This window comes from Haliscomenobacter sp. (assembly GCF_040403615.1).
Taxonomy (GTDB): domain Bacteria; phylum Bacteroidota; class Bacteroidia; order Chitinophagales; family Saprospiraceae; genus Haliscomenobacter.
On sequence record NZ_JBBAKG010000007.1, the window covers coordinates 2,614 to 25,849 of the forward strand.

The window sequence follows — 23,236 nt, forward strand, 5'->3', positions numbered from 1 at the left end:
CGGTACTCAATGGCGATATCGATGAGTTTTTAAAGGCATTTTTAATGCACCATGAAAGTTAAATGGTTGATAGTTGAAAAGACTTGCACCTGGATTCCATGGACAAGATCCTCTTTTCAACTTTTCAACTCTAAACTCTTCAACAATCAACTCTTCAACTTTTCAACTCTAAACTTTTCAACTTCCATGAAGACACTTTCTCCCTCTTCCCGGGTATGGGTATATTCCAGCAATCAGCCATTTGCAAAGGCTGATGTGCCAGCGCTGCGCCAACGGCTTCAGGATTTTGCTCAGCAATGGGTAAGCCACAACCGTCAATTGCAGGCAGATGCCGATGTATTGCACGATCGATTTGTCGTTTTGATGGTCGATGAAACCCAGGCAGATGCAAGTGGTTGTTCGATCGATTCTTCAGTTGCTTTTCTAAAAGGCTTGCAGGCTGAATTCGGCGTTGACTTGTTCAACCGCATGATTTTCTCCTACCAGGATGCCCAAGGCCAGGTGCACTCCGTTGAGCGAGACGCCTTTGCTCGCCTATACGCTACCGAACAAATCAACGATGATACACTGGTTTTTGATCCTTTGGTTTCAACCAAGCAGGATCTGGATCAAGCCTTTTTGAAAAAATTAAGCCAAAGCTGGCACAAGCGGATGATTTAAAGTGATGGCAGGAACAAACGCTCAATATTGGATTTGAGTCCTTTAAGCTTCCTGAAAATGTCAAAAATTTCGTCACCATCACAGGTTAGGGCAGTTCCGATGGCGTACTCTTTTCCTTCTAATACTAAAAAATGCCAAAGCTTGCCCACAATAAAACAGCCATAAACGTAATTAAAATGTGTATTGTGTGATTGGGCCGCCAGCATAGCAATGAGTACTTGCCCTTTGGGATCGCCATTGGGGTCAGTTGCTCGTTTGTATTCGTTTAAACAAAAAAATGGTTGCTTAGGGTTGCGAAAACCAGAAGCAATCATTCCATCCACTTTTCCAGATACTTCGTATTCTTCAATCTTTGCTACCAATTCCCTTTCCAAAAAATAAGCGTATTTGCGGTTGTCAAAATCAGCAAAAACAAACATTGGGCTGATGATCTTGTTTTCTAGCTCAACTTCGTTCCAGTCATCACCGCCAATGTTGTAGGTTGCGCGTAGGTGAGAGAGGTAAGTCGTTTCGTAATCATTAAGGGCATATTGAAAGTCCATCCATTCGTCTAAACGAGGTAAAGTGTCTACTTGGGTCGTTCCAAAAGCTTCATCGATTTGATCAAGTGTCCATTCTCTAAAGTTGACTTTCATAGGAATGCTTTTGTTTTTTACAAAAATAGCGGTTTTTATCCTGCTATACTTTAATTTTATCCAATATCTGGATTACTCATGAATAAAATGTTGCAAATTGTAAGAGTAAAATTTGAAACAGCATGATAGGCAAAGTAAAAAAATGGCTGGGGATCGAAGGTGTGAAAATGGAGTTGCTCTTTGATGAAGACGCCACCACCCAAAAAGGCGTTGTAAGTGGGCTTATCCGGTTTACCAGCATGAATTCACAAGCCGTTACCCGAATTAAAGTCGTACTCATCGAACGGTATTCCCGTGGCCGTGGCAAAGAAAAATTGGTAGATGAGTTTGAATTAGGCACCCTGCAACTGGAAGAAGACATCGAAGTGCCCGTTGGTGAATCCGTTGAAGTGGAATTCAACCTCAAATACAAGTTGGTGCGCTCCGAAATGGATGAATTGGAAAAATCCAATTTCTTTATGTCTCCTTTGGTCAAAGTAGCCAAAAGAATCAGCGCCGTAAAATCGGAATACCGCGTAGAGGCAGAGGCCAAAGTGAAAGGTACTGCCTTGAACCCATTTGACCGCAAGGAGATCACCATACGATAGAGAGACGTGATGCGTTGCGTCTTTACGATGAACCATTGCCGTTCCCGTCTGTTTGCATCATTGAAACAGACATTTTATGCAAGCAATCACCTTATTTTGGTTTCGCCGGGACTTGCGCTTGCAAGACAATGCGGGCTTGTACCACGCCTTGAAAAGCAAATTTCCGGTGCAACCTGTATTCATTTTTGATACCGATATTCTCGATCACCTGGGGGATCCTGAAGACGCCAGGGTCAGCTTTTTGCATCAACGCATCACCGAATTACAGCTTGAATTGAATGCCCTTGGAAGCAGCATATTGGTGCGCTACGGCAAATCAGCCGAAGTATGGGCTGAAATTCTACAGGATTTTGTGGTGGCAGAGGTGTACACCAACCACGATTACGAGCCCCGCGCCATTCAACGGGATGAACAGGTCAAATCCTTGCTGGCCGAGCAGAACATCCCGTTTTTCAGTTTCAAAGATCAAGTCATTTTTGAAAAGCTGGAAGTAACCAAGCCTGACGGCAAGCCTTATACCGTCTTTACGCCCTACAGCCGAACCTGGAAGAACAAACTCGCCAGCCAAATGGAATCATTTTCCGAAGATGGAGCAAAAAAGTCCCTTTCGGTTTTCCTCAAACCTTACCCCTGCGCTGAATATTTCTCCAATTTTTGGCCAACTGAATCAATGCCTTTACCGGCCCTTAGCGCCATGGGTTTTAAAGCCTCCAACATTGGTATTCCACCGACTACGATTAGCCAGGGCTTGATCAAAACCTATGACAAAACCCGTGATTTTCCTTATTTGCAGGGTACTTCCCGCTTGGGCATTCACTTTCGTTTTGGCACCATTAGCATCCGGGAAAAAGCCAGAAGGGCACTGGAACTCAACGAAACCTTCCTCAATGAACTCATTTGGCGGGATTTTTATGCCCAAATCTTGTTCAATTTTCCACACGTGGCTACACGGTCATTCCGCCCGGAATACGACCGCATTGAATGGCGCAACAACGAACAAGAATTTGAAAAATGGTGCACCGGCAAAACCGGTTACCCCATCGTAGATGCGGGCATGCGCGAATTGAATGCCACGGGCTTCATGCACAACCGGGTACGCATGATCACCGCCAGCTTTTTGACTAAACACTTGTTGATTGATTGGCGTTGGGGCGAGGCTTATTTTGCCAAAAAATTGCTGGACTTTGATTTGGCGAGCAACAATGGCGGCTGGCAATGGGCGGCTGGCTGTGGTACGGATGCGGCGCCGTATTTTCGGGTGTTCAGCCCTGCTGCCCAGCAAGAGAAATTTGATCCAGAATACAAGTATGTGCGGAAGTGGGTGCCGGAGTACGGTACGCCTGCTTACCCGAAGCCGATGGTTGACCATAAGTTTGCACGGGAGCGCTGTTTGGAGGTGTACAAAATTGCGCTTAAAGGGATTTGAAATGTATTTTGGCTTCGCCAATTTTTGGGCAGCTCCGCTGCTTGATTTTTATAACCGCGACGACGCGACGGCGCGACGGGTCATTTGGCTGCGCCAAATGCGCGACGTAAAACGGCGTGAATATGTGCGAAGCACACTGAACGTCGCGCCGTCGCGTCGTCGCGGTTATTAAAAACAAGATTTGGTGCAGCCAAATCAAAAATCAAACTAATGCTGCTCAAGTACCATTCTAGTAATCCCATCCTTAACCAAAGCTACATTGAAATTCACCAAAAAACCTAAACTACATCCAGTCAATTTTAGGTAAGTCAATAACTGCGCTCGATGAACAGGAAAGATGGTTTCTACAGCTTTTAACTCTAGAATTATTTTTTGCTCTATCATTAAGTCGACTCTATACCCTGCGTCTAACTCAATGCCTTTATAGACCAATGGTACAGATTTCTGAGTTTCAACCCAAAGCCCCGTATCTTCCAGTTCTTTTTTTAAGCAAATTTCATAAGCAGATTCCAATAGGCCTGGGCCTAATGCTCGATGTACAGCAAAAATACCATCATAGATTTTAGTGGATAAGTCTTTGTAAAGAAGCGCCATTCGCTTAGTTTTTTGCAGTGTTTATAAAAGTGGATTTTTGTGCAGCTTCGCTGCTTTGTTTATTATAACCGCGACGACGCGACGGCGCGACGGGTCGTGTGCTTCGCACACATTCACTTTGTTTTACGTCGCGCATTTGGCGAAGCCAAATGACCCGTCGCGCCGTCGCGTCGTCGCGGTTATAAAATAACATTTGGCGAAGCCAAATCAAAAACACTATCACATTAAAAAAACGCCAACCAGGATTGCTCCCGATTGGCGTCTTTTTATTTACAAACGCGACTCATCGCGACTCTATCCTATAGCTCCCTAATGCTTAGTAGCCAGGGTTCTGCTTCAGGATATCAGCACCGATGATGTCGATCTGATCCTGAGGAATTGGCAGGTATTCGTGCTTTCCAGCAGTCATTTTAGCACCACCCAGGGTAGAAGCAAGTTTACCCCCTTCGTAAGTCAGGTAAGCATTAACAACGTTAACTGCAGTGCCCCAACGTACGAGGTCGTAGAAACGGTGACCTTCGCCAGAAAGCTCCAATTTGCGCTCAAAGTGAACTGCGTTGCGGGCAACCGCTTTGTCAGTCCAAGCCGCACTGTACAAGCCCAACACGTAGTTTGAAGCGTTAGAACCATCTGCTTTTTTCACCCAGCTGGCAGGGTTAGCTGCACGTGCACGGATCAAGTTGGTGTATTCACGTGCTTTTTCGAGGCTACCGATTTCAATTTCACACTCAGCAGCCATCAGCAGCACATCTGCAAAACGGATGATGGTGTAATTGAGGGCAGTATAGCCAGGAGTCCAGGAGCTGTTGTCTTGCAGTGAACCACGGTCAGACTTATAATAAGTGTACTTCTTCGGAGAGTAAGGGCCACCGTTTGGCTGGTTGCGGATCCAGTCTGCACCAGGGTGGTCTTGCCAATCGAGGAAAGGAATGCCACGGCGACCAACTGACCAGTCGAGACGTGGGTCTAATGCACCAGCATCCGTTGTAAACGCTGCTTTAGACTCTACACCTTGGTCGTTTTTCACCTGGTTTGCACCCGTATTGTAGCTGCCATCCAACAATGGAAGGCCGTTAGCGTTAACGCGGAATGAGTTGACCAATTCAAAACTTGGCTGGAAAAATCCGCAGCAGTTACCTGGGCCGTTAGGACCAGTGTTGTAAGGGAAGTTCAAGTCAAATTCTGGGTTGGCGTTGTTTACGCTACCTGTGTTGGCCGCAGCCTGGTAAGCCCAAACAGATTCCGCATTGTTGTCGTTAGAAGCTTTGAACAGGTCGCCATACTTGGCTTCGAGTGCATACTTCTTGCCGTTGCTGGTTTTGCCATTGGCAATACAAGCATCAAATTGTGCCTTTGCTTCTGCGTACTTCTTCTGGTACAAATAAACTTTGCCCAGGTATGCAGCTGCTGTCCACTTGTTGATGCGACCGACCTGGCCTTGTGTTTCAGGTAGGTTATCCAGCGCATACTTCAAGTCAGCCTCGATCTTTGGATACAAATCCTGATCGTTCTTTACTTTCTCGATGCCAAGACCGTAATCCAGACTTTCGTCTACATAAGGTACATTGTTGAAGTTGCGCTTCAGCTGAAAGTAGAAGTGCGCACGCAAAAAACGCGCCTGAGCACTCAGGCTGGTTTTGTCAGCAGCACTTACATCAGGATCTGCACTGCCCAACAAACGCAGAACGTTGTTGGAACGCGCCACACCTTCATAGTTACCCGCCCAGTTTTCAGAAATTACCCCTTGAGTAGGGATGTTTTCAAAACGCTGAATAGGGTTGATGTCAGAAAAGTCACCGGGGTCGGTTCCTTTGTTGGCATCACCGCCACGGATGCTTCCCCATACCCAGTTGGATGGACTGGCCAAGCGGCGACCACGGCCGTTGACCTGAGAATAAGCAGCAATCAAGGAAGCCTCGATGCCTTTTTTGGAGGTCAACTGAGCGTTGCTCAATTGTCCAGTAGCAGGCACATCCAAAAAGGTGTCTTTACAAGCGAATGCAATCATCGCCAACACGATCAGGGAAAAACCTGTAATGAGAACTCTACTTTTCATTTGTGAACTTTTTTTTTGACCTAACAAGTTAGGTAGTTATTTGTTTAGAAGCCAACATTTAAACCAAAAGTAAAGCTCTTGGTGATAGGATAGTTGCCAACGTCGATACCGAAGTTGGTATCTGCGTTTCCACCAACAGATGGATCCAGACCTTCGTACTTGGTGATGGTCAGAATGTTGTTGGTCGAAGCAAAAATGCGCAGACGAGTCATTTTGATTTTGTCCAAAATTGCTTTAGGGAAAGTATAGCCCAAAGTCACGTTTTGCAAACGTGCATAAGAACCGTCTTCTACGTAGTAAGAGCTAGACTGCGTGTTGGTACTGAAGTTGGAAGCACTTTCGTAGATTGGAATGGTTGCTCCAGTGTTGGTAGTAGACCAAGAATCTTTCACCCGAGCCGCTTTGGCCGCACCGAGGAAGGATGGAGAGAAGTCCGTAAACCATCTTGAAACGTTGAAGATCTTGTTGCCCAGTGATACGTTGGCATAAGCCACGATGTCGAAGTTTTTGTAAGTCAAGGTCAACCCCAAACCACCAGTGAACTTTGGAACTGGGCTACCCAGGAAAGTACGGTCGGCAGGATCGATTTTGCCATCCTTGTTGATGTCGGCATAACGCAAACGGCCAACAGCTTTTCCATCCTGTGTAGGAGCTGCAGCAACTTCTTCTTTGGTTTGGAAGATGCCTTGTACCTGATAGCCAAAGAAAGCAGAAATTGATTGTCCGAGTTGGTTGCGAATCGGGTTGATGCCCCGGAAACCAGGGTTAACCGTAGTCAAATAGGTCAAACCTGGTGCCAAATAAACGATTTCGTTTTTCAATACACCACCAGTTACGTTCAATTCGTAGTTGACTTGGCCGGCCAATCTACCACGAGTAATGATTTGCAGGTCAATCCCTCTGTTTTCCATCTTACCGATGTTTACCGAGGGTGCAGCTGCGTCAGGACCATTGGTTTGTGCGATCGGCACCTGGAACAACAAGTCACGGGTGTCTTTAGACCAAACATCGAGGATCACGTCCAGTTTGCCATCAAAGAAAGTACCGTCAAAACCAATGTTCGTAGTTACCGAAGTTTCCCACTTTGCGTTAGGGTTGCCGATACGAGTCCGGTACAAACCAACTGAAGCGCTGGAGTTGCTGCCGTTGATGTCGTAAGAAGAAGCACCGAAGCTACCACCGTACAAGCTGAACTGGTTAAATGGGTTAACGTTATTGGAGTTACCCATGATGCCATATCCACCACGAATTTTCAAATCGTCGATCCACTTGATGTTCTGCATGAATTTCTCGGAAGAAAGTCTCCAGGCAGCCGAGAAGGCTGGGAAAACCCCATTACGGTTGTTTTCGCCAAAGCGAGAAGAACCATCACGGCGCACCAGCGCAGTCAGGATGTACTTGTCGTTGAAGATGTAGTTCAAACGTCCAAAGAAAGAGCTAAAGTTTACCCCTTTACCCAGGTTACTGTTTGGGGGGTTAGTCGTCACGTTGGTCAAAGTAATGAAGTTCGGGTCAGTAGAGAATGGGTTCAAACCGCTACCGTTCATGTTGCGAGAGCGACCAGTATTGAGGGCTTCCTGTCCAACCAAAAGATCTACGGAATGAATACCAAATTTCTTCTTGTAGCTCAAAGTGTTGGTCACCGTGTAGGCAAAGCTGAAACCTCCAAATTCGTTGTAGCTGAAAGCAGAGTTGTTTTCAGAGTTTTCGTATTGTAGGCGGCCATAGCCATAGCCATAGAAACTGTTGTACTGGCCACCCAGGCTAGTGCGGGCAGTCAAACCATCAATCAGTTCGTATTCAGCGTAAATGTTGCCGAAGAAGTTGCCGTTGAAGTTGCGGTCGTTGACAGCTCCATCGCGGTTGGCCACCGGGTTACGTGGGTTGTTGAAGCCCTTGGCTGCAGTACCGGCATAACCACCAAACTCGTCATAAACGGGGATGATGGAAGGCATGCGGAAAGCTTGCAAGATGTCGTTTTCATCCGCTGCTACCCCTTGGCCACCGCTGCCACCACCTTGACCCAATACCTGACGGTAAGTGAATTGCAGGTTTTCACCGATGCGGAAACGCTTAGTCAAATTGAATTCAGCGTTGGCGCGGAAAGCGTAGCGGGTAAAGCTGTTGTTCAGCAGAATACCTTGTTGATCCTGGGCACTCAAGCCGAAGTAAAAGCGGCTGTTTTCGCCACCACCAGAGAAACCCAAAGAATGGCGAGAAACTGGTGCTACGCGGGTAATCGCATCGTACCAATCAGTACCCTCTTTGTTGGCTTTTACCACCTGATAAATGGATCCAGCGCTAGGGTTTACGTTGTACCTGGCTTTTTGTGCAGCCAAATCAACAGTACCTACCACACCAGGAGTACCACCTACGTTGATGTAGTCTGGTATCACCGGGGTAGAACCTGTACCAAATTGTGGGTGACTATAAACTGGAGTTGTTCCGTTCTGAAATGCGTCATTGGCCAAGCCTTTCCAAGTCCACTGAGCGAAATCAGTAGGATTCAACATTTCGATACCCGTACCAGGATTGGTAAAACCATACATGCCTTCATAAGACACGCTCAATTTGCGGGCACCTTTTGATCCTTTTTTAGTTGTGTAAACGATAACGCCGTTGGCCGCACGTGCACCGTAGATAGAAGCAGCAGCAGCATCTTTCAATACTGTAGTCGACTCGATATCTCCAGGATTCAAGAAATCGGTAGAACCTACTGGCACCCCGTCTACAACGTACAATGGCTCGTTTCCACCGAAGGCACCGAAACCACGCACACGAACCTGACTGGCAGTACCAGGCTGACCGTTGGTGATTACCGAAACCCCTGCCACGCGACCAGCCAATTGCTGCTCAACGTTACCGGAAGGCACCACGCCCAGGTCTTTTGACTTTACCGTTGAAACTGCACCGGTTGCTTCCCGGCGGCTGTCCACGGTATAACCCGTTACCACCAATTCCTTTAAGGTAGAAACATCTTCTTGCATGGTGATGCTGTACACACTCTGTGCATCCAATGGAATTTCAATGGTACGCATTCCAATTGAACTTACCACCAAAGAACCACCTGTACTTGGAACGCTGAATGAAAAAGTTCCGTCCAATTCGGTTACAGTACCTGATGCCGTACCTTTGAGCAAAACGTTTACTCCAGGAAGGCCTTCTCTGTTGGAATCAGTGACTTTACCACTGACTGTTCGTTGCCCAATTGCCGCAATTGCTGGTAAACACAGCAGTACGAACAAGGCAAGCCTCTGAAGCAGAGCTGAATAGCTGTTTTTCATAAACTAGCAGAATTTAAATTTGATTAAATAAGAATGTAATTCAAACCCGATCACTCTAGGTTAACAAAGCGTTAATTTTGAAACAACGATCAAAAATAGCATTTTGGAATAAAATTTGGTTATTTCTGGAAAATAATTATTTTCTGTACAATTATTTCGATCAAAACTAAAATCTAGTCTGGATGACCAAAAGCAAGTAAATTCAAGGCCTTAACACAATCGATTGCTTTTTTAAATTCAAAAAATCAAGTGAAAAAAAAATAATCAAAATAAAGTAATATGCATACGAAACATACCCGCATAAATTTGGGGATAATTGGCTCTTGGGTTCTTTTTATTTTATTTTACGCGAAAAAAATGTTATAAATCTTAAAGAGAGAAAGTAAGATTTATTTAACACTAAACCAGCACTTATTTATCCAGCTACAATCGAAAAGACCTTGAAATAACCCCAAATCCTTTGAAAAGAGCCGTAAATATTTTTTTCCAAGCAATCACTATTTATTTTGAGGTGACTCGAAATAATCTAAAAGGCATTTATCTTGCACCCTATAAAAAAGACTGAACAATGAGGCTAGCTGGTTTACTTTTGATCCTATGTTACTTTTGTTGCAGTTGCGGCAAAAACAAAGCACCACTTTTTGAGCAACTTTCGGCAGAAAAGACTGGAGTTGTTTTTAATAATAAAATTTCCGAAAACGATACTTTCAACATCCTTACCTACGAATACATCTACAATGGCGGGGGAGTAGCCATCGCCGATTTTAACCAGGATGGAAATCAGGATCTGTTTTTTACCGGAAATCAGGTCGAAAATCAGCTTTACCTCAACCGGGGCAACTGGAAATTTGAAAACATTACCGCTCAAGCCAAAGTAGGAGGGAAGGAACGCTGGAAATCAGGCGTAGCCGTCACCGATCTCAATTACGATGGCAAAATGGACATTTACGTCTCTTGTATGACCTACAATCCCGGCGCTCGCAGGGCCAATTTGTTTTACGTCAACCAGGGCAATGATAAGAATGGCGTACCCACCTTTAAAGAATTGGCCAGTGAATACGGCATTGCCGATACTTCTTACAATACCGCTTGTGCTTTTCTGGATTATGACAATGACGGAGACCAGGATCTTTACCTTGCCGTGAATCACCAGAAAGAAGACGAATTTCCCAATGCTTTTCATCCCAAATCAACGGATGGCTCCTCTTACAATCACGATATACTGTACCGCAACGATTGGGATCCCGTACTCAAGCACGCGGTGTTTACCGATGTTTCTCTGCCAGCAGGCATCAATGGCGAAGGATATGGTTTGGCCATCAGTATCACCGACATCAACCGCGACGGTTGGAAAGACATCTATGTATCCAATGATTACCTGACCAACGACCATTTGTACATCAATAACCAGGACGGTACGTTCACCGATCGGGGTACGGAGTACTTCAAGCACACTTCCTATTCAGCGATGGGCAATGAAGTGGTAGACTTCAACAATGACGGACTGATGGACATTGTCGCGCTGGACATGATGCCCGAAGACAATTACCGCCGCAAAACTATGTTGCCCGCCAACAACTACAATACTTTCCAAAATTACGAGGAATACAAGTACCTGCACCAATACGTACGCAATACCCTTCAGATCAACCAGGGTTTTGCCCCGGGTACGCAAAAACCGGTTTTCAGTGAAGTGTCTATGTTGGCTGGAGTAAGCTCTACCGACTGGAGTTGGACGCCGATCGCTGCCGATTTTGACCTGGATGGATTCCGCGACCTCATCGTTACCAATGGTTTTCCCAAAGACGTGACCGACCTGGACTTTGTAGATTACAACTCCAATTCCTTTGCCTACGCCTCCAAGGGTTTTTTGAACGACAACATTCCTTCGGTCAAACTCAAAAACTACGCTTTCCGCAACCGCGGTGACCTGAGCTTTGAAAGCATGGGCGAGCAATGGGGCATCACCGAAACTTCTTTCTCGAATGGCGCAGCTTACGGAGATCTGGACAACGATGGAGATCTGGATTATGTAGTGAACAACATCAATGATCCTGCATCGCTTTTTCGGAATAATTTGATCCGTACGGGCACCCCCTATGTGGGTGCCCCAACGAATAATGGGCGGCCACGAAGGGACCGCCCCGACGGCCGCCCCTTCTGGATCGGGATAAAATTAAAAGGCGATTCCTTAAACCCCATGGGACTAGGCGCCTTCATCGAAATCCAATACGGCAAAAACCAGAAACAATACTGGGAGCATTCCATTTACCGGGGCTACTTGTCTTCCATCCAGCCGCTGGCGCATTTTGGATTGGGCAGCAACGAGGTGGTATCTAAAATCATCGTGACCTGGCCCAACCACAAGCAGCAGGTGCTTACCAAAATCAAATCCAATCAGGTCATCGAAATCGATTACCGCAAGGCCGCAACGCAGGCTATTCCACCGCCGCCACCACCACTGCAACCCTTTTTTGCCAACGTAACCGCAGAAGTGGGCGTCAACTTCTTGCATGAAGAAGCGGATTTTATCGATTTCAACCTGCAGCCTTTGTTGCCGCACAAACTCTCCCAATATGGCCCTGGGCTGGCAGTTGCCGATGTCAACGGTGATGGTTTGGACGATTTCTTTACCTCAGGCGGGCATTTTCACAAAGGGCGCTTCTTTATCCAAAGCCAGGATGGCAAATTCCAGGAAGAGGATTTGCTGGATGGTGTGGAAGGCCTTGACAAGAAAGGCGAAGATCTTGGCATTTTGTTTTTTGATGCCGACAATGACGGCGATCAGGATTTGTACCTGGTTCGGGGTGGGGTAGAATTCCCGGCAGACAACCCTGCGTATCAAGACAACCTATATCTTAATGATAAGGGCAAATTTAGCCCGGCCAAGGCTGCCCTGCCTGCTTTTCTCAAAAGCGGCTCCTGCATCAAGGCGGCCGATTTTGACCGCGATGGCGATTTGGACTTGTTTATTGGAGGGCGCACCAAGCACCGGGAATACCCCTTGCCGGTAAGCAGTTACCTGTTGCGCAACGAAAGCAAAGCGGGGCATCCCAAATTTGTGCTGGCCAATACCCAGATAGCACCGGAATTGAATGATTTGGGACTGGTCTGTGATGCCCTTTGGACGGATTACGACCAGGACGGATGGGTAGACCTGCTTTTGGCCGGAGAATGGATGCCATTGACCATCCTGAAAAATCAAAAAGGAAAATTGAGCAATGTGACCGCCGGGAGCGGGTTGGAAAAATACACGGGTTGGTGGAGCAGCCTGACTGGGGCCGATTTTGACGGCGATGGGGATGTTGATTACCTCGCCGGAAACCTGGGATTGAACACCTTATATAAGGCGTCGGAAAAATATCCGATAGGCATTTATGCAGCCGATTTTGACGGCAACAAAGGTTACGATGCCATTCCTGCCGTGTTTTTCCCCAATCGGAAAGGAGAACTCGAAGAATTCCCTTACAACGGTCGCCTCGACCTCGACAAGCAAGTGATTCTGAGCAAAAGAAAATACCTCTTGCACGCAGAATTTGCCCAGGTCAACATGCAAGACTACCTCAAAAATTTTGAAAACATCAAACCCTTGCACCTCAGGGCCAACTGGATGCAGAGCAGCTTGATCCGCAACCTCGGCAACGGTAAATTTGCCGTAGAGGCGCTGCCTACCGAAGCGCAATTTGCCCCCATCTACGGCATGGCCACCGGCGACTGGAATGACGATGGACACCTGGATGCACTTTGTTTGGGCAATGACTTTGGCAGCGAAGTAACCTCCGGCCGCTACGATGCATTCAATGGTTTGTTGCTTTTGGGCGATGGAAAGGGAAAACTCAAGCCTTGCCTACTTCCTCAGTCGGGATTTTATGTGCCTGGCGATGCCAAAAGCCTGATTCAACTCAGCAATGCCAAAGGCGAACAGCTTTTTGTAGCGGGTCAAAACCGCGGCCCACTCTTGGTTTTCAAGCAAGCTGGCCCGATTTTACGCAGCATACCTTATGGCCAAAACGACGCTTTTGTCCAATTAAAATTAGGCAATGGCAAAACCAAACGCTGTGAACTTTACCAGGGAAATGGCTTTTTGTCCCAATCGAGCCGGAAGATTTTCTTGCCTTCAGGCGCAATAGAGGCAAGCATTACGGATTTCACTGGAAAGAGCAGACTTGTGAAGTTGTAATTTATTCGTTGAAGCAGCTTCGCTGCTTGTTTTTTTATTAACCGCGACGAGCACGACGTTTTATGCGCTTCACGCTTTTTGAGGCTTCGCCTCTTTTTGCTAAAAGCGACAACAATGGGAGAACGGATGACGCGGATTTGGGCGGATTAAAACGGATTTTGCTTTGCCGCAGGCAAAGCTTTTTAGATACAAACGGTATAAGACCCAAAATTGATTGAGCCCAAAAGGGGTTCTTGGGGGCTTTGTGCCATCACGCCGAAGGCGGGAAATCCGTTCCAATCCGTTCCAATCCGCCCAAATCCGGGGCATCCGTTCTCCCATTGACGTCCCGCTACACCGGAGGCGTAAAAGCGCGGAGCGCGTAATTGTCGTACTCGTCGGATGTCGTGGTGAAATTAACCATGAGCAGCGCAGCTTCGAAAAATTCATGGCATTACTTTTACAGATCGCTGCTACAGCCAAATGAATCGTGGTGAATTAAAATGCAGCGAAGCTGCGAGATTGACTAAATTTAGGTAAAGTATAGATTTCAATTTGGGAATGTTTTTTTTTAACCCAAAGCAGCGAATATCCCTGCACAAACGTAATCTTGTTTCGAGAAAGGTGGTAAACAGGTGTTTTTAATTTTTTTCATCAAAAAATTAAAAAATAATCGAAGGTTCTTTGATTATTTGAAAAAAAGTCGAATCTTCGATCTCAAGTTAGTGTCTATTGCACACCATCTAGAATTAAAGCAACTAAAACCAGTAAATATTTGTTTTTTATCCCGTTTTTTGAACTAAATTCTTGTAGATTATTGGCCAGAGCGAGTGGTAATAGAAAATACCCCCCAAGCTCACCAAACCAGTTGAATGATCACCATTCAGCATGACTTTTTTGCGCCCAACGAATAACACAAAGCTAAGGTAAATTTCCCGACACGGCAGAGTCAAGGATCGCTCTGCAAACAGGTTTTGGATTTAATCAATCAAAATGCCATCAACGGAGCCATGCTCCGTTGATGGGCCATACTTAACCATCATTTTTGTTTATTTAACCAAACCATCACTATCATGGTTCATGCTTACCAAACTTGGCAAAAATACGCGGCACTAGCTGCAGTTTTTTGCTTTTTTTCCATTGCCGCGTTTGCACAACGCAGCATCGGTGGAAAAGTGGTAGATGTAGCGGGCAATCCTTTGATTGCTGCATCTGTCATTGTGAAAGGTACCACCAACGGTACTTACACCGACGATAATGGAGCTTTTTTACTCACAGTAGAAGGTGATGCTTCCGCATTGATCGTCTCTTACCTCGGTTACCGCACCAAGGAAATTACGATAAGTGCTGCAGAATCTAACGTGGCTATCACTCTTGAAGAAAGTGACCTTGCGCTGGAAGAAGTACTCGTAACGGGGTATTCTACTCAGCAGAAGAAAGACCTCACCGGTGCCGTTTCGGTTGTAAAGACCAAAGATTTATTATCGGTACCTTCTGGTAACTTTCAACAACAACTCGGTGGCCGTGCAGCTGGGGTGGTGGTAGGGGACTCTGGAGAGCCTGGTTCTCCGGTTAGTATCCGCATCCGCGGGGTAGGTACATTTGGCAACAACGACCCATTGTACATCATCGACGGGGTGCCTCGCGAAGGCAACCGCCAGATTGACATCAACCCCAACGACATCGAAAGCTTCCAGATCCTGAAGGACGCATCATCGGCCTCCATCTATGGATCTCGTGCGGCCAACGGGGTAATCATCATCACTACCAAACGGGGTAAAGCTGGCCAAACCAAAGTGTCGTACAACGGTTATTATGGTTTGCAGCAACACGGCAAATTGATCGACGTATTGAATGCGCCAGAATTTGCTTCCATGCGCTTTCAGTCTTATGCCAATGCTGGTCAAGCCCTGAGCGCCAATTTGCAATCTTTGTACGGCAGTGGCGCTACTCCGGTATTGCCAGAATACATCAACCCTACTGGTGCAAAAGCTGGTGATCCCAAAATTGATCCAAAGGCCTACAACGCTGACATTACCAGCGCAGATTTCAACCTGATCACCAAAGCGAACAAGCAAGGTACCGACTGGCAGGAAGAAATTATGCAGGTTGCACCAATTCAGGATCATAACCTGGCCTTCTCTGGTGGCAGCAAAAACAGCATCTATGCGCTGAGTTTGAACTATTACAACCAGCAAGGTCTGTTGTTGGCAACCTACAACCGCCGTTACAGCTTGCGCTTGAACAGCGAATACAAAATTGGTAAGTACCTGAGCATTGGCGAAAACATGAAGGTTTCTTCTAACGAAGACATTCGTGCCATTGCCGGCGGCCCTGGTGAAGGTTCTCCGATCACCAATGCCATCCGGATGCAGCCCATCGTTCCAGTGTACGACATCAATGGATTCTATGCAGGTGCAAAAGGAGTATTGTCCAATGCTGGTAACCCGGTTGCCCAGTTGTTGCGCCAAAAAGACAACAAAGGCTACGGGCTCAACGCCTTTGGTAGCTTGTATACCAACTTGAATTTGGGCTTCCTGGGAGGCATCTTCAACAGCATCTCTTTCCGCTCTCAGATTGGTATCGACTATGGCATGTACAACTACTACGGATTCAGCTACCGCAACATTGAAGCAGCAGAACCTGGATCTTCCAACGGATTCTACCAGGGTGCAGGCTACAACCTGAGCTGGACATTGTACAACACACTGACCTTTGATCGCCAAATTGGCCAAAACCAAAAGCTCAAAGCTTACGTGGGTACAGAAGCTGTTTTGGGTTCTGGACGCGACATCTCTGGCAACCGCTTCAACTATTTCGTAGATACCCGAAACTTCTGGACGCTGAGTTCAGGTAGCCCGCTTGGTCAGCAAGCCAATGGCGGTGCCTACTCTGGCCCTGCCTTGTACTCCTTGTTTGGTCGCGTAGAATACAGCTGGAAAGACAAGTACATCCTGAACGGTACGGTGCGTAGGGATGGTTCTTCTGTATTTGGCCCTGAAAACCGTTATGCAGTATTCCCTGCATTTGGTGCAGCCTGGCGGGTATCCAGTGAAAGTTTCCTGAAAAACATTGCGGCCATCAACGACATGAAAATCCGTGTGGGTTGGGGACAAACGGGTAACCAGCGCATTGACGCCAGCAACGCTTTCAGCCAGTATGGCTCTGGCCCTGGATCAACTGCTTACGACATCAATGGTACAGGTACTACCCCGATCTTGGGCTTTGATGCAACCCGCTTGGGCAACACAGCTACCAGGTGGGAAACCACTACCTCTACCAACATTGGGATAGATGCCACCTTGTTTGACAACAAATTTGAGTTGTCCGTTGAATGGTGGAACCGCCGCACAACTGACTTGTTATACCAACTTCCGCTTCCAGGTACTGCCGGAGATTTGACTCCTCCATTCGTTAACGTAGGGGACATGCAAAACGTAGGTGTAGACGCACAATTGACTTACCACGGCAAAGCTGCTGGCGATAAACTGAAGTACAACATCGGCATCGTATTCGGTACCTACAAGAACGAAATTTTGCGGGTTGGCAACACGGATGAAGATTTCTTCCAGGGTGGTGGTTCTCGTTTGGCTGGTCCATCCATCACGCGTTCTTTGAAGGGGCATCCAATTTCTTCTTTCTGGGGTTACCAAATTGTAGGCATCTTCCAGGATGAAGCTGAAGTAGCTGCAGCTCCAGTACAAACCGACGGGGGCAAAAAAGTAGGCCGCTGGCGTTTTGCAGATTTGAACAATGATAAGGTAGTTGACGATAAAGACAGAACCTTTATTGGCAACCCACACCCAGACTTTACTTATGGCATCAACATCGATCTGTCCTGGAAAAACTTTGATTTCTCTGCCTTCTTCCAGGGCTCTCAAGGCAACGATGTATTCAACTACAACCGCTACTGGATCGATTTTGAAACCTTCAACGGCAACCGTTCCAGAGAAACTTTGGAGGATTCATGGACACCTAACCGCCGCAACGCAAGTTTGCCTAAATTGGATGTAACCGACCAGGTTTCCAACGGATTTGGGCACAGCTACTATGTAGAAGACGGTTCTTACCTGGCATTGCGTCAGGCGCAATTGGGCTATACCTTCCAGACTTTGGGTAAAATGAAAGTTGACCGTCTGCGCATTTATGTACAGGCTACCAACCCAATTATGATCACTTCGTACCGGGGATACAACCCTGCCATCACTACTGCAGGATTTGGATCCGGTGCTGATGCAACGATGGGTGTGGATTATGGTTACTATCCATTGGTGAAGCAATTTATTTTTGGCGCCAATTTGTCATTCTAAGGAACAATGTTCTGACAATGATTAAATTTGCCTAACTTTATCTCAAATTCAGTTGTAATATGAAAAAGGTTATATATCTGGTATTTATTTTCGCTGTGCTCAGCGGCGTTTTTTACGCTTGTCAGGAAAAGTTTCTTGACCGGCCACCAATTGGTGGTTTGAGTGAAGCCACTTTGGCCAACCAAAAAGGGGTTGATGCCGTATTGATTGGTGCCTACTCCCTGCTGGATGGCTGGGCTCAAGGTTGGGGCAATGGTGCCGTTTGGACAGCTGCTGCCTCCAACTGGGTATATGGTGGTGTTTGTGGCGGTGATGCACACAAAGGTTCAGATGCATCTGACCAACCTGCCATCAACCCAATCGAGCGTTATGAGTGCTTGCCATCTAACGAATACCCACGTGGTAAGTGGCGTACCTGTTACGATGGGGTGGCTCGTTCCAACTCGGTATTGCAGTTGTTGGCTAAAGCAACCGATGTATCTGCGGATAAAGCCAAGCAGATCCAGGCCGAAGCGCGTTTCTTGCGTGGTCACTACCACTTTGAAGCCAAAAAGGTATTCAACAATGTACCTTATGTAAGCGACAAAGCAACCGACTTCAACGTACCCAACGACCGCGACATTTGGTCTGACATCGAAGCTGACCTGAAGTTTGCTTACGACAACCTGCCTGAAACTCAAGCGCAAGTTGGTCGTGTCAACAAATGGACGGCTGGTGCTCTTTTGGCGAAAGCTTACATGTTCCAAAAGAAATATGCTGACGCGAAAACCTTGTTGGAAAATGTCATCGCCAATGGCAAAACACCAAACGGCTTGAAGTATGCTTTGAACGAAAAATTCAACGACAACTTCTTGATTGCAACCAAGAACAACAAAGAGTCTGTTTTCTCCGTGCAATCTTCCGTAAACGATGGTGCTGACGGTGAAAACGGAAACTATGGCGACGTATTGAACTTCCCTTACACCGGAGGCCCTGGTACTTGCTGTGGATTCTATCAGCCAAGTTTCGAATTGGCCAACTCTTACCGTACCGATGCCAATGGTTTGCCACTGCTGGATGGTAGCTTCAATACGGGTGCCAATCAATTGAAAACAGACCAAAACGTATCTCCTTCAGATCCATTTACACCAGATGCAGGCAATATTGATCCACGTCTCGATCGCACCGTAGGTCGTCGTGGTATTCCTTACCTGGATTGGGGACCTCACCCAGGTGCCAGCTGGATTCGTGACCAGGGATACTCTGGTCCATATGCATCCATCAAGCACGTGTACAAGAAGTCTGAGCAAGGCAGTGGTTCTACTGCTTCTGGTTGGGCGCAAGGTGCCAGTGCCAACAACATCAACTTGATTCGTTTCTCAGATGTCATCCTATGGGCGGCTGAGTGCGAAGTGGAAGTAGGTAGCCTGGAAAAAGCCCGGACTTATGTCAATCAAATCCGTACTCGCGCTGCAAACCCTGCTGATTTTGTACAAATCAACGGCGCTCCTGCTGCCAAGTATGTAATTGATACGTACAAAACGCCTTGGACTGACAAAGCTTTGGCCAGAAAAGCAGTTCAATTCGAGCGCAAACTCGAATTGGGTATGGAAGGACACCGTTTCTTCGACCTCGTACGCTGGGGTACTGCTCCAGAGGTATTGAATGCCTACATCGCTTACGAATCTACCAAATTGCCTGGTTTGAAAGGTGCACGCTTCACCGCGGGCAAAACCGAGTACATGCCAGTTCCTATTCAAGAAATTATTGCCAGTACTGTTGAAGGTAAAGCTACCTTGAAGCAGAACCCTGGCTACTAGAATGAATAACTACAGTCTCTTTTCAACTTGACAGGGCAATTCCCTGCAAACATTTAACTTCAGCGGAAAGCAAATTTTTTTTGCTTTCCGCTTTATTTTTGTTCCTCATATCTTTCCCTATTTTTACCCGCCTGAAGAATAACTCTTAATTATGCGCATCATTTATTGTATTTGTATTGCCCTGCTTATGCTGAGCTGCAATACCCGTAAAAATCAATTGTTTGAATTGCTTCCGGCTTCCCAAACAGGGATCAATTTTGTCAACTCCATCGTAGAAGATGCCCGGTACAACATCTTGGACTTTGAATACGTGTACAACGGGGGAGGAGTAGCCGTAGGTGATTTCAACAACGACCAATTGCAGGATTTGTTTTTTACGGGCAATCAGGTGGACAACGCCCTGTACCTCAATGCAGGCAATTTTACATTTAAGGACATTACCAAAAGTGCCAGGGTCGCCTCGCCGGGTAAATGGTGTTCGGGAGCCGCAACCGTAGACATCAATGGCGACGGCTGGCAAGACCTCTACGTATGCGCCAACATGGAACTCGATGCCGCCAAACGCGCCAACCAAATGTTCATCAACCAGGGCTTGGATAAAAATGGCCACCCTGTATTCAAGGACTTTGCCCCCGTGATGGGCATTGCCGACACTGGCTATTCTACGCAGGCTGCATTTTTTGATTACGACAAAGACAATGACCTAGATTTATACATACTCACCAATGAAGTAGAGATCTTTTTTCCCAACCAATACCGAGAAAAAATCAGCGACGGATCGGCGCGCAACAACGATCGACTTTTTCGCAACGATGGCCCTGGCGCAGATGGCTTACCTCGTTTTACGCTGGTGAGCAAAGCTGCCGGTATCAAAATGGAAGGGTATGGCCTGGGCCTGGCCATAAGTGACCTCAACCAGGATGGCTGGCCCGATATCTATGTGACCAACGATTACCTTTCAAATGACTTGTTGTGGATGAACCGCAAGGATGGCACCTTTTACAATGCAGCGCCGAAACTGTTCAAACATACCAGCCAGTTTGCGATGGGCAATGATGTGGCCGACCTTAACAACGACGGCTGGTCTGACCTTTTTGCGCTGGATATGTTGCCTTACTCGAATGAACGCAAAAAGTTGTTCATCCCCGCCAACAATTACAGCAAATACCTCAACAACGATAAGCATGGGTATGAGTACCAATACGTGCGCAACACCGTGCAATTGAGCAATGGCTTCGGAATTGTAGATACTGCAGGTGCGCCATTCAGCGAAATTGGCTGCTTTTTGGGATTGCAGGAAACCGACTGGAGCTGGTCTCCACTGTTGATCGACCCCGATAATGATGGCTACCGGGACATATTGATCACCAATGGTTTTCCCAAAGACGTGAGCGATCAGGATTTTGGGGTGTTCCGCTCCAATACCAATTACTTGCGTACTTCCAAAGTAGAACTCCTGAGCATGATTCCCGAAGTGAAGGTGTCCAATTTTGCTTTCCGCAACCTCGGCAATCTGCATTTTGAAAACACCACCAAAGCCTGGGGACTTGAACGCCCTTCGTTTTCCAATGGGGCGGCCTACGCTGATCTGGACAACGACGGAGACCTGGATTACATCGTCAGCAACATCGATGATCAGCCTTTTGTGTACCGCAATACCCTCAATGAACAAAAGGAAAAACCACACTACCTGCGTTTGAGCCTAAAGGGAATCAAAGGCAATCCACAAGGCTACGGTGCCAAAATTTGGGCTTACCACCAGGGGAAATTGCTGCAATACCAGGAGCAAAGCCCCATTCGAGGCTATTTGGGTTCGGTAGAACAAATCATACACCTGGGGCTAGGTGACATCAAAATGCTCGATTCATTAAGGGTGGTTTGGCCCGATGACCGAACTCAACTGCTCCAAAAGGTCAAGGCAGACCAGGTGCTGACCATCGATCAAAGCAAAGCTTCGGGAAAATACAGTTACCTGAAAAAAGTTGCTCCTGCACTGTTGGCCGATTTGGGTTCGGCATTGCATGTCAACTATCGGCACGAAGAAGCTGAATTCATCGATTTCAATATTCAGAGAACGCTTCCGCATAAACTGTCACAAAGTGGCCCCGCTCTGGTAGCGGGCGATATCAATGGCGATGGTCTGGAAGACCTGTTCATCACCGGCTCTTTCCCTAATCCTGGCGATGTGTTGCTGCAACAGCCCAATGGACAATTTGGAGCAGCTCAACCCTTGCCACTGGTCGATGCCAAAGCTGGTGAAAGTACCGGAGCTGCCCTGTTTGATGCCGATGGCGATGGCGACAATGATCTGTACGTGGTGCGTGGGGGATATGAATTTGCGCCGAATTCGGCAGAATACCAAGATCTTTTGTACCTCAATCAAGGCAAAGGCCAATGGCAATTGCAGAAAAATGCCCTCCCCACTGAGACCTTCAGCGGCTCCTGCGTAAAAGCTGCTGATTTTGACCAGGATGGAGACCTTGACCTCTTTGTGGGCGGAAGATGTACTCCTGGCAAATATCCTCTCCCATCTTCAAGCATGCTGCTGCGCAACGACAGCCGAAAAGGGCAAGTAAAATTCACCGATGTGACCCAACAACTTGCTCCAGCGTTGAGCAACCTCGGTATGATCACTGATGCAATCTGGACGGATGCCGACCAGGATAAACAAGTTGATTTGTTGCTGGTAGGGGAGTGGATGCCCATTGCTTTTTTCAAAAACCAAAAAGGAAAATTGGTCAACGTCAGCAAATCCAGTGGCCTTGAAGCCAAGCTGGGCTGGTGGAACAGCTTGCTCGGGGCCGATTTTGATGGCGATGGCGATACGGATTATCTGGCGGGTAACCTGGGCTTGAATACCTTACTCAAAGCTTCTCCAACCGAACCTGTTCAAATTGCTTCGGCTGATTTTGACGACAATGGCAATTATGATCCCATTTTATTCCAATACGGCACCGGACTGGATGGCAAAAGAAGCCCTTATGTATTCAATACCCGCGATGATCTGATCAAACAATGGTTGTTGATGCGTGACCGCTACCCGAAATACACCGACTTTACCCAAGCGACTTTTGACAATTTGCTGCTGCCCGCCGAAAAGCAAAAAGCATTGATCAAAAAGGCCAATTGTTTTCAAAGTAGTTACATCGAAAACCTGGGGGGAGGGCATTTTGCCATCAAACCACTTCCCAATGTTGCGCAAATGGCTCCTTTGTACGGCATGACGGCAGCCGATGTGAATCAGGACGGCAAGTTGGATGTCATCGCCGCAACCAATGGATTTGACCCGGATGTATTTACCGGAAGGTACGATGCACTCAATGGCTTGGTGCTATTGGGAAATGGCAAAGGCAGTTTCGAAGCCCTTCCTTGGCAACGCAGTGGATTGCTGGTGAAAGGGGATGGCAAAGCCTGTATTCAATTGCGCGCTGCAAATGGCAACCCGCTCTTTCTGATCAGCCAAAACCGGGGCGCGCTGAAGGCGTATGGCATTGCAAAAGTTAAAAACCAGGGAGATGAAAAAGAATGAATCTGCTGGTACAAGTTCTGCTGGTACAAGTCTCCAGACTTGTACCCCTATTTCTGCGTCTCTGACGCACGAGCAGGGAGCGGATGTTGCATTTTTGAGGCATACAAATAGAGGATACAAGTCTGGAGACTTGAACCAGAGCGGTACAAGTCTCCAGACTTGTACCCCTATTTCTGCGTCTCTGACGCACGAGCAAG

The 23,236-nt window shown here is 47.0% G+C and carries 12 protein-coding genes; 8 read left to right on the forward strand and 4 right to left on the reverse strand.

What is annotated here, in order from left to right; genetic code table 11:
* Nucleotides 1-186: 186 nt before the first annotated feature.
* Nucleotides 187-660: a hypothetical protein gene (locus tag ABW391_RS03710; RefSeq protein ID WP_353480481.1), complete on the forward strand. Its 474-nt coding sequence runs from the start codon at nucleotides 187-189 to the stop codon at nucleotides 658-660.
* On the opposite strand, the gene ABW391_RS03715 is transcribed toward ABW391_RS03710, so the two are convergent.
* Nucleotides 657-1,295: a hypothetical protein gene (locus ABW391_RS03715; protein WP_353480482.1), complete on the reverse strand. Its 639-nt coding sequence runs from the start codon at nucleotides 1,293-1,295 to the stop codon at nucleotides 657-659. The genes ABW391_RS03710 and ABW391_RS03715 overlap by 4 nt on opposite strands.
* 122 nt (nucleotides 1,296-1,417) lie before the next feature.
* On the opposite strand from ABW391_RS03715, the gene ABW391_RS03720 reads away from it, so the two are divergent.
* The 3 genes from ABW391_RS03720 to ABW391_RS03730 all read left to right on the forward strand — a co-directional run bounded on the left by ABW391_RS03720 (nucleotide 1,418) and on the right by ABW391_RS03730 (nucleotide 3,480).
* Nucleotides 1,418-1,882: a sporulation protein gene (locus tag ABW391_RS03720; RefSeq protein WP_353480483.1), complete on the forward strand. Its 465-nt coding sequence runs from the start codon at nucleotides 1,418-1,420 to the stop codon at nucleotides 1,880-1,882.
* Between the two features lie 76 nt (nucleotides 1,883-1,958).
* Nucleotides 1,959-3,308 carry a cryptochrome/photolyase family protein gene (locus ABW391_RS03725; RefSeq protein ID WP_353480484.1) on the forward strand — a complete coding sequence of 450 codons (1,350 nt, stop codon included), beginning with the start codon at nucleotides 1,959-1,961 and terminating at the stop codon, nucleotides 3,306-3,308.
* A 1-nt stretch (nucleotide 3,309) separates the two neighbouring features.
* A complete protein-coding gene (locus ABW391_RS03730) occupies nucleotides 3,310-3,480 on the forward strand; it encodes a hypothetical protein (protein WP_353480485.1) in 171 nt (56 codons plus the stop codon).
* Nucleotides 3,481-3,515: 35 nt separating this feature from the next.
* Here ABW391_RS03730 and ABW391_RS03735 read toward each other — a convergent pair whose 3' ends face one another.
* The 3 genes from ABW391_RS03735 to ABW391_RS03745 form a co-directional block, all read right to left on the reverse strand.
* Nucleotides 3,516-3,902 (reverse strand): GxxExxY protein, encoded by a 387-nt coding sequence (locus ABW391_RS03735; RefSeq protein ID WP_353480486.1) that lies wholly within the window; start codon nucleotides 3,900-3,902, stop codon nucleotides 3,516-3,518.
* 316 nt (nucleotides 3,903-4,218) lie between these two features.
* Complete coding sequence (locus tag ABW391_RS03740; RefSeq protein ID WP_353480487.1) at nucleotides 4,219-5,958, reverse strand: RagB/SusD family nutrient uptake outer membrane protein; 1,740 nt, start codon at nucleotides 5,956-5,958, stop codon at nucleotides 4,219-4,221.
* A 44-nt stretch (nucleotides 5,959-6,002) separates the two neighbouring features.
* Nucleotides 6,003-9,242 carry a SusC/RagA family TonB-linked outer membrane protein gene (locus ABW391_RS03745; protein ID WP_353480488.1) on the reverse strand — a complete coding sequence of 1,080 codons (3,240 nt, stop codon included), beginning with the start codon at nucleotides 9,240-9,242 and terminating at the stop codon, nucleotides 6,003-6,005.
* 568 nt (nucleotides 9,243-9,810) lie between these two features.
* Here ABW391_RS03745 and ABW391_RS03750 point away from each other — a divergent pair.
* The 4 genes from ABW391_RS03750 to ABW391_RS03765 all read left to right on the forward strand — a co-directional run bounded on the left by ABW391_RS03750 (nucleotide 9,811) and on the right by ABW391_RS03765 (nucleotide 23,039).
* Nucleotides 9,811-13,422, forward strand: coding sequence for a VCBS repeat-containing protein (locus ABW391_RS03750; protein ID WP_353480489.1), 3,612 nt, complete (start codon nucleotides 9,811-9,813; stop codon nucleotides 13,420-13,422).
* Between the two features lie 1,052 nt (nucleotides 13,423-14,474).
* Nucleotides 14,475-17,711 (forward strand): SusC/RagA family TonB-linked outer membrane protein, encoded by a 3,237-nt coding sequence (locus ABW391_RS03755; protein WP_353480490.1) that lies wholly within the window; start codon nucleotides 14,475-14,477, stop codon nucleotides 17,709-17,711.
* A gap of 59 nt (nucleotides 17,712-17,770) precedes the next feature.
* Nucleotides 17,771-19,510 (forward strand): RagB/SusD family nutrient uptake outer membrane protein, encoded by a 1,740-nt coding sequence (locus tag ABW391_RS03760; RefSeq protein WP_353480491.1) that lies wholly within the window; start codon nucleotides 17,771-17,773, stop codon nucleotides 19,508-19,510.
* A gap of 151 nt (nucleotides 19,511-19,661) precedes the next feature.
* Nucleotides 19,662-23,039 carry a VCBS repeat-containing protein gene (locus tag ABW391_RS03765; RefSeq protein WP_353480492.1) on the forward strand — a complete coding sequence of 1,126 codons (3,378 nt, stop codon included), beginning with the start codon at nucleotides 19,662-19,664 and terminating at the stop codon, nucleotides 23,037-23,039.
* Nucleotides 23,040-23,236: the final 197 nt, after the last annotated feature.

Bases quoted from the DNA above. Each gene is read 5' to 3' on its own strand.
- ABW391_RS03750 (WP_353480489.1), top strand. From the start codon at position 9,811: ATGAGGCTAGCTGGTTTACTTTTGATCCTATGTTACTTTTGTTGCAGT.
- ABW391_RS03710 (WP_353480481.1), top strand. From the start codon at position 187: ATGAAGACACTTTCTCCCTCTTCCCGGGTATGGGTATATTCCAGCAAT.
- ABW391_RS03765 (WP_353480492.1), top strand. From the start codon at position 19,662: ATGCGCATCATTTATTGTATTTGTATTGCCCTGCTTATGCTGAGCTGC.
- ABW391_RS03725 (WP_353480484.1), top strand. From the start codon at position 1,959: ATGCAAGCAATCACCTTATTTTGGTTTCGCCGGGACTTGCGCTTGCAA.
- ABW391_RS03720 (WP_353480483.1), top strand. From the start codon at position 1,418: ATGATAGGCAAAGTAAAAAAATGGCTGGGGATCGAAGGTGTGAAAATG.
- ABW391_RS03715 (WP_353480482.1), bottom strand. From the start codon at position 1,295: ATGAAAGTCAACTTTAGAGAATGGACACTTGATCAAATCGATGAAGCT.
- ABW391_RS03735 (WP_353480486.1), bottom strand. From the start codon at position 3,902: ATGGCGCTTCTTTACAAAGACTTATCCACTAAAATCTATGATGGTATT.
- ABW391_RS03755 (WP_353480490.1), top strand. From the start codon at position 14,475: ATGGTTCATGCTTACCAAACTTGGCAAAAATACGCGGCACTAGCTGCA.
- ABW391_RS03760 (WP_353480491.1), top strand. From the start codon at position 17,771: ATGAAAAAGGTTATATATCTGGTATTTATTTTCGCTGTGCTCAGCGGC.
- ABW391_RS03745 (WP_353480488.1), bottom strand. From the start codon at position 9,242: ATGAAAAACAGCTATTCAGCTCTGCTTCAGAGGCTTGCCTTGTTCGTA.
- ABW391_RS03730 (WP_353480485.1), top strand. From the start codon at position 3,310: ATGTATTTTGGCTTCGCCAATTTTTGGGCAGCTCCGCTGCTTGATTTT.
- ABW391_RS03740 (WP_353480487.1), bottom strand. From the start codon at position 5,958: ATGAAAAGTAGAGTTCTCATTACAGGTTTTTCCCTGATCGTGTTGGCG.